Annotated in this window: 9 protein-coding genes; 5 read left to right on the forward strand and 4 right to left on the reverse strand. The window is 65.3% G+C overall.

Annotated elements, in window-relative coordinates:
- Positions 1-9 precede the first annotated feature (9 nt).
- The 4 genes from QU603_RS15495 to QU603_RS15510 all read left to right on the forward strand — a co-directional run bounded on the left by QU603_RS15495 (position 10) and on the right by QU603_RS15510 (position 6,084).
- Positions 10-3,024: an alpha-mannosidase gene (locus QU603_RS15495; RefSeq protein ID WP_308492280.1), complete on the forward strand. Its 3,015-nt coding sequence runs from the start codon at positions 10-12 to the stop codon at positions 3,022-3,024.
- Entirely contained in the window at positions 3,021-4,352 is a 1,332-nt protein-coding gene (locus QU603_RS15500; protein ID WP_308492281.1) for an MFS transporter, read from the forward strand. Before QU603_RS15495 ends, QU603_RS15500 begins: the two co-directional genes overlap by 4 nt.
- A 173-nt stretch (positions 4,353-4,525) precedes the next feature.
- Positions 4,526-5,341, forward strand: a complete 816-nt coding sequence (locus tag QU603_RS15505; protein ID WP_308492282.1) for a hypothetical protein — start codon at positions 4,526-4,528, stop codon at positions 5,339-5,341.
- Between the two features lie 44 nt (positions 5,342-5,385).
- Positions 5,386-6,084 carry a C-terminal helicase domain-containing protein gene (locus tag QU603_RS15510; protein ID WP_308492283.1) on the forward strand — a complete coding sequence of 233 codons (699 nt, stop codon included), beginning with the start codon at positions 5,386-5,388 and terminating at the stop codon, positions 6,082-6,084.
- Between the two features lie 56 nt (positions 6,085-6,140).
- Here the strand turns inward: QU603_RS15510 and QU603_RS15515 are convergent, their stop codons facing one another.
- The gene (locus tag QU603_RS15515) at positions 6,141-7,217 is read right to left on the reverse strand and encodes a restriction endonuclease (RefSeq protein ID WP_308492284.1); all 1,077 of its coding nucleotides are present in this window, start codon (positions 7,215-7,217) and stop codon (positions 6,141-6,143) included.
- A 231-nt stretch (positions 7,218-7,448) separates the two neighbouring features.
- Here QU603_RS15515 and QU603_RS15520 point away from each other — a divergent pair, with 231 nt between their 5' ends.
- Entirely contained in the window at positions 7,449-7,766 is a 318-nt protein-coding gene (locus QU603_RS15520) for a hypothetical protein (protein ID WP_308492285.1), read from the forward strand.
- A gap of 79 nt (positions 7,767-7,845) precedes the next feature.
- On the opposite strand, the gene drmB is transcribed toward QU603_RS15520, so the two are convergent.
- From drmB to QU603_RS15535, 3 genes are read right to left on the reverse strand one after another with little or no spacing between them, the layout of a single operon-like run.
- Positions 7,846-9,633, reverse strand: coding sequence for a DrmB family protein (gene drmB / locus QU603_RS15525; protein ID WP_308492286.1), 1,788 nt, complete (start codon positions 9,631-9,633; stop codon positions 7,846-7,848).
- Positions 9,626-12,859 carry a helicase gene (locus tag QU603_RS15530; RefSeq protein ID WP_308492287.1) on the reverse strand — a complete coding sequence of 1,078 codons (3,234 nt, stop codon included), beginning with the start codon at positions 12,857-12,859 and terminating at the stop codon, positions 9,626-9,628. Before QU603_RS15530 ends, drmB begins: the two co-directional genes overlap by 8 nt.
- Positions 12,859-17,502 carry a DEAD/DEAH box helicase gene (locus QU603_RS15535; protein ID WP_308492288.1) on the reverse strand — a complete coding sequence of 1,548 codons (4,644 nt, stop codon included), beginning with the start codon at positions 17,500-17,502 and terminating at the stop codon, positions 12,859-12,861. The genes QU603_RS15530 and QU603_RS15535 overlap by 1 nt, the downstream gene beginning before the upstream one ends.
- Positions 17,503-17,671: the final 169 nt, after the last annotated feature.

The raw sequence follows: 17,671 nt of genomic DNA on the forward strand, positions 1-17,671 counted from the left end.
GGAGGTGCGATGCTCGACGTTCTCGCCACGCTGCCCGGCCTGATCGACAAGCATCCCGTGCACTGCCGGCGTCTTCGGGCGATCCGCCGCCGAGCGTACCGCCGAGTCGCCGACCTCGACGCCGAGGTGGTGCGCTCGCCCGAGCCGATCCCCTTCGCCGACCTCGACCGCGGCGCCTTCCGGCCGATCCGCGCCGGCGCCGAGTTCGGCGGGGTGCAGGAATGCGCATGGCTGCACATCACCGGCGACGTGCCGCCCGCGACATCCGTCGGCGGAGAGTCGGTGGTCATGCTCGGCATCCGGGGCGAGGGCATCGTGTATTCCGCCGGCGGCATAATGCTGGATGCCGTGACGACGGTGTGGACGCAGGGCGACCTGCCGCAGCTCGGCGGCGGGTTTCGCCCCGTGCCGCACGCCGACCTGTCCACCAGGCGCGTCGAGCTGTATGCGGACGTCACCTTCAACGGCTTCCTGTTCCTCGGCATCGGCCGCGGCGTCTTCCACGGCGCGCACATCGCGGTGCGCGACGACACCGCGGCCGGCCTCTACTACGACTACCTGGCCCTTGCCGTGCTCGCGCTCTCGACCGACGATGCGAGCCTCGCCCGCGACCTGCAGACAGGACTGCGCGAGGCCTACGCACGGTTCTCCGCCGGTGACGCGGCCGCCGCCCGGGCACGGCTGGCCACCGAGCTGGCACGCCCGTCCACGAGCGACTTCGTCTACAGCGCGGTCGGGCACGGGCACCTCGACATGGCCTGGGTGTGGCCGATCCGCGAGACGCAGCGCAAGGCCGTGCGCACCTACCTGCGGGCGCTGCAGACCATCGACCGCTACGACGACTACGTGTACGGCACGAGCCAGCCCCAGCAGCTGCTGTGGACCAAGCAGCAGCATCCCGAACTGTACGAGAAGATCCAGGATGCGGTGGCTGCGGGCCGCATCGAACCCCAGGGCTCGTTCTGGGTCGAGCCCGACACCAATCTGCCCGGCGGCGAATCGCTGATCCGGCAGGCGCTGGTCGGGCGGCGGTTCTGGCAGGACGAGTTCGGGCTCGATGATGACCGGCTGCGCCTGTGCTGGCTGCCCGACACGTTCGGCTACAACGGCAACCTGCCGCAGATTCTGCGCGGCTGCGGCATGGACTGGTTCCTGACCATCAAGCTGTCATGGAACCGCGTCACCGACTTCGGCCATCGCACGTTCGAATGGGCGGGCATCGACGGCACCTCGGTGCTCGTGCACATGCCGCCCGAAGGCGATTACAACTCGCGCGCCGCCGCCGACGGGCTGCTCAGGGGCATCGCACAGTACCCCGAACGCGACCTGGGCACGGCGCTCCTGGTCTACGGCGCCGGTGACGGCGGCGGCGGACCGGGCGAGCAGCACCTCGAGCTGCTCGCCCGCGAGTCGTCGCTGCGGGGCCTGCCACGCGTGCAGAAATCATCGGCGCATGACTTCTTCCGTGCGCTCGAGCAGCGCGAGATCACCACGCGGCACGACGGCGAGCTGTATCTGCAGACGCACCAGGGCACGTACACGACGCAGGGTCAGACCAAGCGGCACAATCGCCTCGTCGAGCGGATGCTGCACGAGGTCGAGGCACTGGCCGTGCTGACCGGCCTGCCCGGCGCCACGCAGGGTGCCGGCCACGCCGACGTGCGCGCCGAGCTCGAGCCGCTGTGGCGCGACGTGCTGCTCAATCAGTTCCACGACATCCTCCCCGGCTCATCGATCGAACGCGTGAACCTCGAGGCACGCGCGTCGTACACCGCGGCCGAGCAGGAGCTCGAGAAGATCACCGCGCGACTCCTGCCGCAGCTGCCGCATGCCGACCCGGGTGACGGTGCGCATGCCGACCCGGGTGCCGGCCCGGGTGACGGTGAGGTCCCGACGGCGATCAACCTCACCTCCTTCCCGCGGCGCGAGCACCTGCGCCTCGACGGCGCGTGGCACCGGGTGGACGTCGCACCGTATGCCGCTGCCCGCATACAGCCGGCGGGGCCTTTCGACGGTCTCTCGCACACCGCCGATGTGATGGCCAACGATCGGCTCACGGTGCGGTTCAGTCCCTCGGGCGAGATCGCATCGGTGGTCGATGCCACGGGCGCCGAGCACGTCGCCGACGGGTTCAACCGGCTCGCCGTCTATGACGACCCGCGGCAGATCCCGTTCGATGCCTGGGACATCGACCCCGGCTACGTCGACACCACACCCACGGTGCTGACCGTCACCGCGGCACGCGCGTCGATCGATGGTCCGTTCGTCATCCGGCACCACGAGTACCGCGCCCCGAGGGTCACCGTGCACCAGCGGGTCATCCTCGAGATCGGCAGCCCGGTGATCCGATTCGAGACCCACGTCGACTGGCACGAGAAGCACCGGATGCTGCGTGCCGAGTTCCGGCCCGTGCACTACGGCCCGCAGGCGCTGTGCGAGATCCAGTTCGGGCACATCGCCCGCACCACGACCGAGCACGACCCGGCCGAGCAGGCGCAGTTCGAGGTGTGCGCGCACAAATGGATCGCCACGAGCAACCCGGGCGGCGGGTTCGCGCTGCTGAACGACTCCAAGTACGGGCACCGCGCGAAGAACGGACTGATCAGCCTCAACCTGCTGCGGGCACCCACCTTTCCCGACAAGACCGCCGACCGCGGCACGCACGAGTTCACGTACGCGTTCCTGCCGTTCGACCCGGGCGATGTGGGCACCGTGGTGCGCGAGGCCTACCGGCTGAACAATCCGCTGCTGCCGGCCGACGGCATCGTGTTCGACAGCGCCGTGACGGTCTCCGACCCGGGAGTGGTCATCGAGACGATCAAACCGGCCGAAGACGGTTCGGGCGTGGTCGTGCGGCTGTACGAGAGCCTCGGCCGGGGCACGGTCTGCGACATCCGCACCCGCCTGCCGCACACGCGTGCGACCTTCACCGACCTCATCGAGCGACCCGGCGAGCGCACCGACCTGACCAGCGTCGCTTTCGGTCCGTTCGAGATCAAGACGATCCTGCTGGAGCAGGCATGACCGTCGCTGCGGCGCCGGTCGGCGCACCCAGCCGGCGCACCCAGCGCATCTCGATCGTGGTGGCCGGGTTCGGCCAGAACATCGTGCTCACCACGGTGACCACCTTCATCCTGGTGTATCTGCTGCAGTACGCGCACATCAGCACGCAGGGCATGGCGGTGGTCACCGGCATCCTGACCGCCGCGCGGATCTTCGATGCCGTCAGCGACCCCATCATGGGCAGCATCATCGACATGACGCGCTCGCGCTGGGGCAAGCTGCGGCCGTACATCCTGTTCTCGGCGCTGCCGGTGGCCGCGCTGTCGACGCTGCTGTTCGCGGTGCCGGATGTCTCCGAACCGGGCAAGCTCGTCTTCTTCGGCATCTGCTACTTCTTGTGGGGCGTCGCCTACACGGCGTGCGATGTGCCGTTCTGGGGGCTGATCGGTTCGGCGTTCCCCGAGCCGGCCTACCGCACCCGGGTCATCTCGGATGTGCGCGCGTTCGGCGCGATCGCGCTGGGACTTGCCACGCTCGGGATGCCGTGGCTCGCGCGGCTGGTCAGTGGCGGGGGCTCGACCACGGGGCCCGGCTGGACCCTGGCGGTCGGCATCGCCTCGGTGCTGGGCATGGGGCTGTTCCTGTTCGCGTTCGTGAACGGGCGCGAGCGGCACACGCCCGGGGTTCGCGAGCGGCTCACCGTGCGCCAGCTGGTGGGCACTCTCGTGCACAACACGCCCCTGCTGATGGTGCTGCTCGGCTCGGCTCTCGCGTTCGGTCGCTACATCGTGCAGGCCGGCGGCGCGGTCTTCGTCGTCATCGCCTACGACGACGAGGGCGCCTTCACCCTGATCGGCGCCGCGATCATCGTCGGCATGGTGCTCGCATCGTTTTCGACCCCGGTGCTGCTGCGATGGATGTCTGCGCGCACCCTGGTGATCGGCAGCTCACTGATCAGCGCCGCGCTGTACGTGGCGATGTTCTTCGCCGGGTTCGAGAACATCGCCGTGCTGCTCGTGTTCATCTTCTTGACCGGACTGGGCCTGGGGATCTTCCTGGTCGTGCAGGCCACGATGATCGCCGACGCCGTCGACGACGCCGAAAGCCGCACCGGCATGCGCAACGACGGCATCTCGTTCTCGAGCCTCACCTTCGTCACGAAGATCATGAACGCGCTGGCCGTGCTCGTGTTCGGCGTGTTCATCGTGCTGGCCGGGTACGAGGCGGGGGTGACGGTGACCCCTGCCATGCAGGGCACCGTCTTCGTGTCGCTGACGATCGTGCCCGCCGTCAGCTGCGTCGTCTCGGCGATCCCGTTCGTGTTCTACCGGCTCGGCGGGCGCCGCTGACGCGACACGGCGCCACGCGCAGATTCCGTGCGTCCTCCTCGCGCGCGTGGCCGTCGACGCGCGTGACGGCCGATTCACCCGGACGTGCGGGCGCCCGGGCGGCGAACGCGGGGGCTTCGCCGCCCGACCTGTGACAGGCGCACCGCGCCATGCCCCTGTGTCAAGATCGATTGATGCGCCCTCGTCACCCTCGCCGCATCGCGACGCTGGTCGCACCGTTCCTGGTCGCAGCGGCGCTTGCCGGCTGCAGTTCCGCGACATCCGCCCGCGACGCCGAGCACGCGACCGAGGCTCGCCACACCGTCGCTGAGATCGCCCGACACCTGTACCGCGGACCGACCGACACGATCGAGGACTACGCCCGCTGGGCCGATGAGCAGCTCGACGGACGCGCCTCACCCCAGCTGATCGGATACACGACCTACCCCGACGCGACGCACCAAGACCCGTTCGGCGCCCTGCAGCTGCGCGTCACGATCGAGCGGTATGACGGCGCCGATCCCTACGTGGCGTGCTTCGAGTCGAGGTTCGATTACTGGGGTGTGACCACCGAGAACCACGCGCGCTGGGACGACGACACCGCCGTGGCCCGGCCCATCGACTGCCCGGCCGATGCGCATCCCATCGATCCCCCGGTCGACACCCGCCCCGTCTTGGTCGTGCCCGACGGAACCGAAGACGTCGTCGTGGACGTGCTCACCCACGCGTCCGCGCAGGCGTCGGCCGACGACATCCTCACCGAAGTGAAGAAGAGGATGCCGCAACCCACCGGCGACCGCGAGGTCGCGTTCGACCCGTCCGTCGCGATCGCCGACCAGCAGATCGGGTTCGCGATGGGCAATGCCGACCACTGCCTGCTCGCGGTGCGCCGGCCCACCGGCGAGGTCGAGGTGCTGCACGTTCCACGGGTGCTGCTGCAGCCCGGCGAGCTGGGATGCAGCGCCGACACCGCCCTGCGCCCGGTCGACCAGCTGCGGGCGCCGCACTGAGTGCTCATGGGCGGCGTGACAAGCCGGTTCGCGTCTACGAGGATGTGCTCACCGAGCTGGTGGAGGTCGACGAGTGGTTGCCGTTCTCGACGATGGATGCCACCGCCTACCGCGATGCCGTGCGCGCGGGCAACTTCCACACGATGCGTCAGGCGCCAATGCTCCAGGGTGCGAAGTCCGAGAAAATCCAGCGCCTGACCGATATCGTCACCGAGGCCGAAGCAAACGGTCGGCGCGTGATCGTCTTCTCGCAGTACCTGGCCGTGCTGGACGCCGTCACCGCCGCCCTCCCCGGTGCAGTGGTCGGCCCGCTGACCGGAAGCGTTCCTGCCACGAAGCGACAAGACCTCATCGACCGGTTCTCCGCAGCGCCACAAGGCGCGGTGCTGGTCTCGCAGATCGCTGCCGGTGGCGTCGGGCTCAACATCCAGGCGGCGTCGGTCGTCGTGATCTGCGAGCCCCAGCTAAAGCCGACGACGGAGTGGCAGGCGATCGCGCGCGCGCATCGCATGGGTCAGCTTCAGTCGGTCCAGGTGCACCGCCTGCTGTCGGAGCAGGGTGCTGACCGCCGGGTGACCGAAATCCTGGCAACGAAGAAAGCGCTCTTCCAGGAGTTCGCCGCCATCAGTGAGACCGCGAACGAAACACCCGAAGCCGTCGACATCTCGGAAGCAGCACTCGCTCGCGAAATCGTCGCCGACGAGCGGAGACGGTTGCTGGGGGATGTCGAGGCGACCGTTTAGCGGCGTCTGAAACTGCCTTCACCTTCGACTTGGCCTTCGTCGCGGCCTGCGCAGAGTCAGCCGTCAGCGCCTTCGTCGATCACCCAAGCGCGACGCAGCGGGATGGCCTCCCTGACGGCATCTGACATGACGTCGAAGTGCTTCAGCAGGCGGTCGACAACCTCTTCGGCATCCCACACCGCGACCTTCAGACGCTGCATCTTCACCTTCGCTTCGGCTTGCGAGGTCAGCCCGCCCATCGCCACTAGCAAGCCGTGATCAGCCTGGTGCTGGCTGACCACGCCACCCAGCTGGTCGAGTACCTCAGAGCCAACCCGCGAGGTCTGTGATTTGACCTGGACGATGATCGTGGGGGCAGAGATGCCCAGAACCCCCGAGCCGGCGATGATATCGACACCGCCGTCCGCGCCCTTCGGCTGGACCTTGCACGTCATACCCTCAGCCGTCAAGATTTCTGCGATGAGGCCTTGAAGAGCGTGCCCTGAGTACTGTTCTCGAATGCGACTCAGGATTCGGTCACGCGAGTAACGGATGATGTCTTGCCCGTCACTCGCGATGGCCTCTTCGGTGTCGACCACGTCCTCATCTGCCTTGAACACCGCCAGCGACACGCCCGCACGTGCTCCGGGGTCCGCTTCCGCGCCGTCGAGAATGGCTCCAAGTCGATACGCCGCGTCATTTCGACTGATCTGCACGACAGTGCTGAATGCGCCGAGAGAGAAGAGCAAATCCTGGTTGATTACCGTGCGCGCGACATCAGTCCTTTTCCACTCCACACTTCGAACGTGATTGAGCACTCCGGCGCCCGAGAGGTATTGGTATCCACCTGTCACTACGCCGAGGGCGAGACGACCCGATCCTTTGAGTGGTAGAACGACAATGTCACCGACTTGGATCCGGTTCGCGAAAGCATTGAGCTGTGCCGCGTAATTGCCAACGGAATTGGTGGACTTCCCGGGCATCAACGGCGTCAAGAGAGTCTTCATGCTCGCAAGATCCTCCGCCACAGCCAACGTCCCCACCTCATGGAAGTCGACTCCCGTGTACCCGTTGTCAAGCATCCACGCATCGAAGGCGTAGTTCTTCGACCCGCGTACCAACCATGCCCGCCGTTCCCTCGCCTTGCTGTCCATGCTGGCCAGCATATTGCTTCTCCCGAGGCGTCGTTGGCCCCGAGTTGACCCGAGGGCGGCAGTAACACCCGCACATCACAGAAGACAGTGCTGCTCGTGGACCTATAGGCCATGAATGAAACCGCGAGTGGTGTGCCGGGGATACACGAGACTCTCGAAACTCGCAACTGGAGTCGCGCTGACCTCTCGGCTGTGGCCGTATCGAACGATGATGGCAAGTAGGCTGGCGTTATGTTAGGGAGAGAGACGTTCAAAGCCTTCGTCGTGGAGGCGCTCCGCTCACTCGGCGGATCCGGTTCGGTTGTTGAAGTCACCAAGTACATTTGGCAGGTTCATGAGAATGACCTGCGGCAATCTGGCGACCTGTTCTTCACCTGGCAATATGACGTGCGCTGGGCGGCACAGTACCTTCGCAATCACGGATTCCTGGCTCCTGTTCATGGTGATCGACGCGCGCCCTGGCGACTGAGCGACGAAGGTTGGCACGTCGATCTCGAGAAACTCCCGTCCAACGTGAAGCGCATGGGCAACATTCCAACGAGGCGGTGACATACGGCCCCCTCGCGCACGCTGAAACTGAAGAAGTGGCATACCGTCAGAGCAGACGTCGCCTCGCAGTACAATCGCCCTAACCACGCTGCCCGAGCAAACCATCCACGACTGCGCCGAAGTAGCCGGTGACACCGCCGCCTCCGACCACCAGGGCGCGATCCAGCAGAAGGTTCTGCGATTCGCACGACGTTTCGGGCGCAAGGCAACATGCATGACACGCCGCCATGGTGAGCCCATCGATGCTCTGTGCCTCGGTCTCGATACACACAGGGTCATTCGGGCACCACGCTGCCTGCTCAAGCGCGCGCACAATCGCTTGAGCGAGCAAATCCGGTTCTCCCTGTCTGACCAGTCCGCCCAGAGTGCCTTCCACGTCGGACGACGTTGTGTAAATGAACACGCCGTAGTCACCGTCGGACTCGCAGTAGATCCGCTCGCGAATCGACGACGAGGTGTACCCGCTGCTGAACGCGAGTTCGCGCATGAGGAGATGGGCGAACGTATGCAGAAGGACGTACTCCGCAGACACGGCGTGGAGCCTCAGACCCAGCACCGATTGATTCTGGTGTCTGAGGAGTACGGCGCCACGTTCTTCCACCGCGGCTTGCTGTCGCCACCGCATGACCGCATCGGGCGCGAAGCGCAAGAAGATTCCTTCACCGTATCCCTCGACGGCAGGAAGCCACGTCTTCATGTGAGGCTCGACAGCCACCGCAGGCACCAGTTTCGCATCGGGCGTGTGACGGCGAAACCCGATGACCGCACGTACGTCTCGAAGACGGTCCACCATGACGATGTCCGAGATGAGCGCACCCAGCCCCTCTGCCGCATTGCCTTGCGCGCCGGGCAGCGTCGCTACGCGCGTGTGGAAGTTCTCCACCGGCGCATCACCTGCGATCGCTTTGATGAATGCTTCGAACTCGGCCGACTGGAGCCCACTCCGAGTCATCCGCACGCTCGACGGTTGTGCCGACTCAGGACCAGCCGCCAAGAGCACGTCGTCGACCTCCACGCCCAAATCACTGGCAATCTCTCGGGCGAGCATCTCCGAAGTCGAAGAGCCCGGCTCCGCGGCACGCAATGCGCCGTAGAAGACATGGCCTTGCACGCTGTCTCGGAATTCATCAGCGCGGCTCTCAACTGCGGGAATGTCGATGGCGCTCACGATGTCGGAGAAATGGAGGCTGGTCGCGCCTCGCTGCTGCGGGTCCAACGGTTTGCCGCATTGACCCCATGTCTGTTGCCACGGCTGCGTGCCGTGGCAAGTGATCCCTTCCGCGCGGAACACATCGCGGCGCAGCTCTCCGAGGGAGCGAGAGTGTCCACAGCGCTCGCATCGCACCCGCAGACTGCTCAGTCCACCGCTGCGGCCCTCGGCGTTTTCGAACCGAAGCTGATCTTCGGCCGTGCAGTCGCCCTGTGCGTCGCGGTGCATCCAAAACGCCCACGGGACGTCGGCCACGTGGCTCTCCTCCGTGCAGACGGCCACGAAGCGCATCGGTACCAGCCGGCCGTCACATCCGGCCACGGCACAGTGCGGCACGCCTCCGTTCTCCATCTGACGCTTCCAGTGCACCATCCGCCGGCACGCCTGACAGAACAACCACGCCGGAAAACGCTCGAATTCAAGAGACGGAACCCTGGAATTGTCAGGATCGTGCGTCGTCGGTGCACCCCACAACTCGTCCACACCGAGCGCGTCCGCCAACCGCTCCGACGTGATCTGCGTACGCACCTTCGGTGACGGCCAACGGTCCCCAGTAGGGACCATGAACGACTGCCCGAGGATGTCGACCACCGCGCCCGGCCCATAGGGCGAAACCGTCTCAGAGGCTCTGATCGTCTTCACCTGCCGCTCAGCCATTTCGCTCTCCGTTCGCCCGTACCTTCACAACCTTGTCGACATTCCTCATCGAATTCATCACCGGCCATCCCCTCCCCGGCGAGGTGAACTGCCGCAGCAGCCGCTCCTGCTCATCCCGCGAGTCATACATGAGAGCCTGGCCGCCCTTCTGCAGTCGGTCCCGCTGCTCGACCCAATCAAGCACCGCATCGTCGATCTCTTCGGCGACCGCAGCCGCCTCGCGCGCATCCGAAGCGACCACATGTGCTTTCAACAGCGCGACAGCTTTCTTGACCGACGCTGAGTCCGCGTCGAACAAGGCGGCGTCCGAGTTGCCGGAGAGCCCCACCCCGTGCCGGACGAGGATGACCAATGCTGCGCGAAGTGCTCGACGGCGGGCTTGGAACGACCAAGGCGCGACGCTGGACGGCTCGACGAAACGGTAATACGCGTCGTGATAGGCACCGAACGATTCGAACACCGACCTGTCGCGAGGCTTCCCCGAACGGAACATCGTCACGACAAGCCCCGGAGTCGCCCCGCGTCCTACCCGGGACGTTGCTTGAATGTATTCCGCCGTTGTCTTCGGCTGACCGTTGACGAGCATGAGCCCGAGCCGCCCCACATCGACACCCACCGACATGATGTTCGTGGTGGCGAGCGCGTCAATGACTTCCCGCTGATCAGGGCCGAGCGCCAACCGACCGAGCAGTGCCGTCAATTCTGCAGAATCGACGTTTCCGTTCAGCTCATGAACGCCGTCCGATCCGATCTCACGCGCTCGGCCTTCAACCCTCGCCCTCCGGCTCAGATTGGCAGACACATCGTCGCGCAGAATCGTCACCGTGCGTCCGAGCTCGCGCAGGCTGTTGTGGTAAACGACAAGCGTCCAATAGGCATCTTTCGCACCGCCCTCGAGCCCGACTGCCACCGGTGCGTCGAGCATCTCTGTCGACAGCTGTCCGACTGCCCACGACGGCGTGTGTGCCTGGGGCATGATCCCCAGATAGCACCGGCCGGGCGCATCCGGGTCCGGCTCTGAGAAGTGGTTGTCATCGGCGTCGAGTCCACTGGGCGGAAAGGCCGCGATTCCCTTGCCCATGAGCTCACGGACCTGACGCTCTGACGCACGCGTCGTCGCGGTGGACGCCACGACCTTCGGAGCCGTCCCTCGCCAACTGAGGAGCCCACCGATGGCCGCCTCATAAACGCCCACGACCGTACCGAGCGGCCCAGACAGAAGATGGAGCTCATCTTGGATGACGAGGGATGGCTGGTCGACAGAGCTGTTCGTGGCGAACAGCTTCGCGCCCTGCGTGATCCACGCGAGACGGGCGAGTTTGTCGACCGTTGCCACCAGCATGGTCGGTGGATTGTCGTAGATACCCTCGTCAACGACCTGCACCGGCAACTCGTCGTGGAACGGGCACTCGTCATCTGGACAGAAGAACTCAAAACTCTGTGTGGTCGCGCGCACCCCGTATGCCCCCTCCTTCGAGGTGCGCCTTTCGGGCATGATCTGCGTCGCACACCAGGGGCAATTGAGCAGCTGGAAGGGGTTCTCCGGCCGGCCCTGCCCGAGCACTTCACGCATCCTGTCCCTCGCCTGCTTGTACGTTCCCGGCGTGGTCGTATTGCCCAACCACAGCCCGATGGAGAAGGCGGGCGCTTCGTCCAGCCGTTCGTCGTCTGAGCGCATGAGTTCCAACGCGCAGATCAACGTGGCGGCCCGCTGAAACTGCTGAGCCGTCAGCAGCCTCATCGTGTAGCGCGTGAGGACGGCCATCCCTCCTCCTCGATGGCCTCGGACGAGTCGACGGCGGATCATCTCGGTGGCGGCGAGACCCAGATATGCTTCGGTCTTTCCACCGCCGGTCGGGAACCAGATCAGGTCGACCAGTTCGCGGTCTGGATGCTCATCGTCGACCGTGGATGCGAGTGCGGCAAGGATGAACGCGAGCTGGAACGGCCGCCATTGCGGTTCGTCCGTGCCGAAGTCGGAGTCCAGTTCGTTGCCGTATCGCGTGGCCGCACCGACCTGGCCACCCTGCCGCAGCATCTGCCACCGCATCGCCACGTTCGCCATGCGGAATGCGGTGCGGACCTCCTCGTCGCGCTGTAGGACCTCGATCCCCTCTTCGATACGCTCTGCCGCGCGTTGTTGTCGCGTGATGATCGACGTCGCTATCTCGCGTTCGGCAGCGCTGAACCCCTCGAGCTGTGCCTCTTGAGTTTTGATCCAGTTCCGGTAGTCCTCTGCGACACGGCCCAAACCGGCGATCAGGTCGCCGCTGGACACGGTATCGTCTGCGAGCCACCTCATCCGGTATGTGTTGCCGTCCCCACCTTTTGCCCGAATCGCACCGACCTCGACCTCGGGCAGCACAGCGGTCGTCACGACTGTGGGCGCTTCCCTGGGACTCCACCTGACCGCCACGCCGTGACCGATCGCGTATATCGGCTTGGTGCGGTAGCGGAATGAGAGCTCGCGATCCTCATCCGAGGCATGCACGTCACTCTGTGGGTAAGGCTCGATGCCCGCGTCGTCGGTGCAAGACATGGATGCCTGGAACAGACACAGATCCGGATGCTTCTTCGCCTCGCCCGCGCTCACTTCTGCCGCATTGGACAATGAGAAGGTGGTCAGGCGACGCCCGTTGTGCCGCCGAGACCGCCATGACAAGCGTGCTCGGGTGTCGAGGATGAGTCGGCTGCCCGTGGCAGATACGTCAACGTGCGTCGTGTCTTCCAGCTGCGTGCGACGCCAGACGTGGGCAGTGCCCTGTTCGTCGGCCGCGTGATCGTAGACACCCGCCGAGACCGCGACTGTCACTGTGGCGCCGGCGTGCACGAATGAAGTGCCGAATGATTGAGGCGCCCAACCGAATGCGCCCGTGATGTTGACACCGAGGTCTTCATCGGCGTCATCATCGGCAGTGACATCCCCGTCTTCGAGAAGCCCCGCGTCATCGGCGAGGATTGCGGCGTCGTCCGCACCATCATCCGACTCTGTCTCGTCGTCTTGATCCGACAGCACGGATCCCGTCACCGCACCCTTCTCGACCGGATACAGGGTCCCCACGAGGTAGGCGTATACGGGGTTCTGGTCGAGCAGCTCTTCGCCGCCGAGCCGCGGCCCCAGCCATCTCGCCCGCAACTCCGCGATCACAGCATCACGCCCGGCGCGGGGATCTGTGATCCCGCCGCCGTTCGCCGACACTTCTTCAGCGTTCTGCACGTCGGTCATCACTTCCTCCACAGATAGTCGAACTCGTTGTATGCCAGCTTCTCGCCGAACTGGTCGAAGGTGTCTTCCACGTTGACGATCAGGCATCGATCGGTGCCGCCGTTCTTCGGGCCCCGTAGGCCACGGCCGACCATCTGCAGGTACCTGTTGGGGCTGAACGTCGGTCGGGCGATGTAGAGCGCGCGCACCATCGGCGCATCGAATCCCTGGGTGAGCAGGTCACAGTTGACCAGCACCTGTGCCTCGCCGCTTTTGAACCGCTGGATGACCGCCCGCCGCTGCTGCTTGCGCATGCCTCCGTCGACCGAATCCGCCCTCACGTCGGCAACTCTCAGTAGCGCTGCTGTCGTGTGCGCCGATGCGACGGATGCTGCGAACACCAGCACCGGCCAATCCGGGTGTTCCTGTAGAAGGTCGTGGATGTGGTCGACGACCGACTGCGTGCGCTTGATGTCCTGCCCGATGAAGCCGAGCATCCCCGGCGTCACTTCCTTCATCTTCAAGAATTCCGCGTCCTGATCTCCGACGCCGAGAGCGATCCCGTCGAGCAGGTCATAGTCCACCTCAGAGAGAACGTGCATGTCACGCAACTGGCCGATCGGGTCATCGGGATCGAGCGACTCGAGCCGACGCTCACCGAAGCGCTGGACGAACCTTCGGTTCACCTCTTCGTTACGCCCACGGAAGGGGGTCGCCGTCAGCCCCAGCAGCGGACGATCCGTTCGAGCTGCAGTGAGCCCGAGTGCACGGAGGATCGTCGTGTAGCTTGCGGCCAATGCCGTGTGGGCCTCGTCGATCACCACCATGCCCGCCTTCGCAAGCCAGCTGTACTGCGGCTCTTCGAGCCTGCTGCTGAGAGTGGCATCGATCGCGACGACGACTTGAAGGTCTTCATCTGATTCGTCAAGTTCATGGCTCGACCAGAAGCGGCTGATGTCCAGCACACGTTCATCGCCCTTCCAACGCCACACGTCACTGAAGGCTTCGATTGCCTGCTCGCAGAGCTCTTCGCTCTGTGCGATCCACAGCAGCGGTGAACTCACTTGGCCGGTCTTCATGAGGTCAACGATGGCCTCCACCGTGACGCGCGTCTTGCCCGCGCCCGTGGGCAGGTAAAGCAGTCCACGCTTCTTCGAAGGGTCATCCGCCGTCGCGAGTTCCGTGATCTTCGCTGCGAGGATTTGCTGGTAGTCGTGCAGAGGGTTCAGCACCAGCTTGCCTTGCACCTGTGTGACATGTGACGGGCGCGCCTCGCGCCTCCCGGCATAGGCGGTGTCGAACCCGAGCCGCTTCACGTCCCGCTGTGCGGCCGGGCTGCCATCCCACGTCGTCGGGACAGGAATACCCGCACGGGCGAGCTCGTGGCGGATCTCGCGCACAGCATCGTGCGCATACACCTGAAGGAACAGCTCCGCCACCTCGCGGTCTTCGAGTACACCCATCCGAGATTCGACGGCAGGCAACAGCCCATTCGGGAGTGTCCGCCGCAGCACGTCGGCACCGACCAGAATCAACAGCCGCTTCTCGTCATTCCGCGCGGTCTGAGCCTGCTGGATCAGCTCGCTGCGGTGCAAGTCTTCATCCGCGGCCAGAACCCGGCGAGCATCATCAAGCGTGAGCCCAAGATCAAGGGCCTTGGATGCCTCGAGCAGCGTGGTTTCGGAGTCGAAGACCGCATCCACCACGATGACCCCGTCGTGTTTGGCCGAGCGCAGCGACCGCTTGGAGATACCGTTTGCGCTCTGGAGCACTCGCTTCAATGAGGTCGCGCGCGCGATCCGTTGCTTTCTGAGTCCGACACCGACCGACTGTTGCAGGCTTGGGTAGAGGTCGAGGATCGGCACGGCGGGTTCCAGCCCGACGACCTCGAGAGACTGTTGCAGAGCATCAGCCGCGTGGATGAGTGCCCATCCCTCGACGAGCTTCCCGTAGTCACCGTCTGTCGGGATGTATGGGACGCCCGCTTCGTCGAGCGCTACCGTCTCCACCGGCTGCGCAGTGACGGCCACTTCTCCTCGCGGCGAGAGCATCACCATACCGCGGCTGAGGGCCGGGATGCGTGCCGGCAGTGCGAGGTCGGTGCGAGCTGCACACTCTCGGATGAGTTCGGCGAAAACGGACGGGGTCTCCACGCCATAACCGTCTCGTTCCAGGAAGGAGCTCAGCAGTTGCGGCGGCACGCCGGCAAGTTCGTTCGGCGCACCGATAGAAAGCCCGACCTCGGCCGGCACGACCGGCAGGTATGGACCGAACCGCTGCAGCTTGGCCCCGACCGCCTCTGGCACGTCTACCGCACCGCGGGTGCTCAGAACCCGTCCGAAGTGCCAAACAGACCACCAGGCGAAGCTGAGGATCGGCACGTCTGCATGCCGTGCCCCCACTGAGACCCGCACCATGTCCTCACGCCTACGCATGAGGACAAGCACACGCCGCGTCCAGTCGATCCGGTCTGATTCGGTGAGATCCTCATCCAGGATGTCGAGCGGCCCGACACCGGTGCCGCTCGGGATGACCACGCGGGCGCCCGTCACCCCCTTGTCGCGAAGCATCTTGCGTGCCGTCGATTCCATCGCCGAGGAATACATCGGCCACAAAGCATCGAATTCGACCGCGTAATCGTCAACAGGCCCTGTCACCGCGCCCGCCGCAATCGCCAGTGTCCTATTCGGAATGATGCTCGCGTCCAGGTGCCGTCCCTCCGCCGACCGGACGATCGCACCGTCGGCCACGACCCGGCCTGCACGTTCCCACCTTCCGGCGGTTGTCGGGACGAAGACATCGATGTGCCTCTGCCGAACAGTCTCGACTGCGAGCTTTCCGACCGCGGGGGTCGCCGCCGACACGACGTTCCAGAATCTCTTCCAATCTCGTTCCGTCCACGAATGTGACGCGGCGTGGGCCAGAGCAGTCGCCGTCTCATCGGCAGACACCGCCCGGAAGCCCAGTGATCGCAGCAGGTGCGCGACGCCCTTCTCACGGGCGAAGCTAGCGCGGACGACTTTCACCCCTTCGGGGGCGCTCGCCCCGTCGACGGGGACAAGCACCGAGGACGTCGCATCGACGCGCGCCCACCCACCTCCCTCCATGGGAACGATAGGGGCGCCGCCTACTGCAGCGCGCGTGTCGGCGTTGCCGGCCCGGAGTTCGGCCGCGACCTGGAGCGCAGCCACAATGCCGACGTCCCCGGACCGGGCCAGTTCTTCCAGCCAGGCAGCGACGGTCGTCTCGCGTGCGGACCGCTGCTCATCCGACCCACCGAGCAAAGTCCGAAGTCTGGCGCGCCGCGTTGCCGTCGTGAAACACTGCCAGTGCGGCATCGTCTCGCGGGCGACGTGATCCTGCCATTCTCTCGCCGCTGACGCCGTGATCGGCGTCTTCTGTAAATCGGGAACCCGTTCGAAGAATGACGGCACCCGCAATGCCCCGGTCGTGTCAGGGATCATCGTCCGCCTGGCCGCACGTGTCGGTATCTCGTCGGTCAGGAAGCGATCGGCATTGCTACGCGTCTCTTTGCCGCGGGCTGGGAATAAGTCCAGGTGTGCTGCTGGGTCGCCGGCGGTGGAGGCACGCGACACGACGTCGAGGAACAGGTCAGCGGCCACGCCGAGCATGGCGCGGTTCAGTTGTGACCCGCTGACCAGTGACGTGCGATCGTCGTTGACCTGCCACGGCGCATTGAACACGCCACCCGCGGTCGTCTCATCTCGCAACGGGAACCACGCCCAGAGACGACCTGTGCGCGTGCCGTTGTCGGGTCGGACTGCGTATGACACGGTCATTGAGCTTCGCCGAGATGTGTCGGGCAATGTGCTCGCCACCTCCTCCGACGGCTCGTAGGTGCGCTCCGCGTACAACCACCGCTGCGGGTCGCCCTCGGGTGGCGTGATCGTCACCTCGCCATCGTCGACATCGCCGTCACGCAGGAATTCACGCGATTCGGCCGCCGCGCCCACGGCCCGCTGCCACGTGATCCGCAACTTGTCGACCGGCTTGAAGAACAACAGCGTCTCGGGGAGGAAATTCTCGAGCTCATCCCGCAGGCGGCTTCCTTCGCGCGTAAGCGGCAGCTTCACGATCGTGGTCGCCCACTGCATCATCTCCGCCAGGTTCGGGTCTTCCGCTGCTGCCGTCAGCGGATCGGCGAGCTGTGGCACCCGTAGGAGCGGCACCCGCCCTCCTGCGGTGGGGATACCGGAGAAGAGTTCGGCTGTCCCGGGGGCGTTGAACTCGAACCCGACCGATCGACTGTAGATCTGAGGGTGTTCAGTGACGCCCAACACGGATTTGAACCCGAGGCCGAAGCGGCCGATCTGGTCCTCACGTTTGGGGCTGAGGAACGCATAGGTCACGGCGCGCACGCCGTCTTGCGTGAACGCGGCCCCTTCGTTGGCGCAATAGAGGGCGCCGTCGGCCAAGCGCAGTTCCACCGTTCCCGAGCCGCCGGTCGCCCCGAGCGCGTCCACGGCGTTCTGCAGCAACTCGCTGATCTGGCGCGTCCCATAGCCACCCGATTTGAAGCTGTCTTCCTGCCTCACGTGCTCGACCAACAAGTCGTGGTCCGTTTCATACGTTTGCAAGGCCTTCAACTGCCGCTCTTCGATATAAGCCTGCAGTGAAGGGTCCATGTGCTCCGGCCAGCCCATCGCTTCGTCTCCCGTCTGTTGATGGACTCCTCTGTCCACACCGGACCATCTGCCCAGCCGAGCGACGTTACAGCGGACCTCCGACACCGGCCGACGCGACGATGCGTGGGACACATTGAGCATAGGCAGAATATGAGACGAATCTCATCTTTTGTCCATGCGCCCACCA

This window comes from Microbacterium terrisoli (assembly GCF_030866805.1).
Classification (GTDB): domain Bacteria; phylum Actinomycetota; class Actinomycetes; order Actinomycetales; family Microbacteriaceae; genus Microbacterium; species Microbacterium terrisoli.

Bases quoted from the DNA above. Each gene is read 5' to 3' on its own strand.
- QU603_RS15530 (WP_308492287.1), bottom strand. From the start codon at position 12,859: ATGACCGACGTGCAGAACGCTGAAGAAGTGTCGGCGAACGGCGGCGGG.
- QU603_RS15495 (WP_308492280.1), top strand. From the start codon at position 10: ATGCTCGACGTTCTCGCCACGCTGCCCGGCCTGATCGACAAGCATCCC.
- drmB (WP_308492286.1), bottom strand. From the start codon at position 9,633: ATGGCTGAGCGGCAGGTGAAGACGATCAGAGCCTCTGAGACGGTTTCG.
- QU603_RS15535 (WP_308492288.1), bottom strand. From the start codon at position 17,502: ATGGGCTGGCCGGAGCACATGGACCCTTCACTGCAGGCTTATATCGAA.
- QU603_RS15505 (WP_308492282.1), top strand. From the start codon at position 4,526: ATGCGCCCTCGTCACCCTCGCCGCATCGCGACGCTGGTCGCACCGTTC.
- QU603_RS15520 (WP_308492285.1), top strand. From the start codon at position 7,449: ATGTTAGGGAGAGAGACGTTCAAAGCCTTCGTCGTGGAGGCGCTCCGC.
- QU603_RS15515 (WP_308492284.1), bottom strand. From the start codon at position 7,217: ATGGACAGCAAGGCGAGGGAACGGCGGGCATGGTTGGTACGCGGGTCG.
- QU603_RS15500 (WP_308492281.1), top strand. From the start codon at position 3,021: ATGACCGTCGCTGCGGCGCCGGTCGGCGCACCCAGCCGGCGCACCCAG.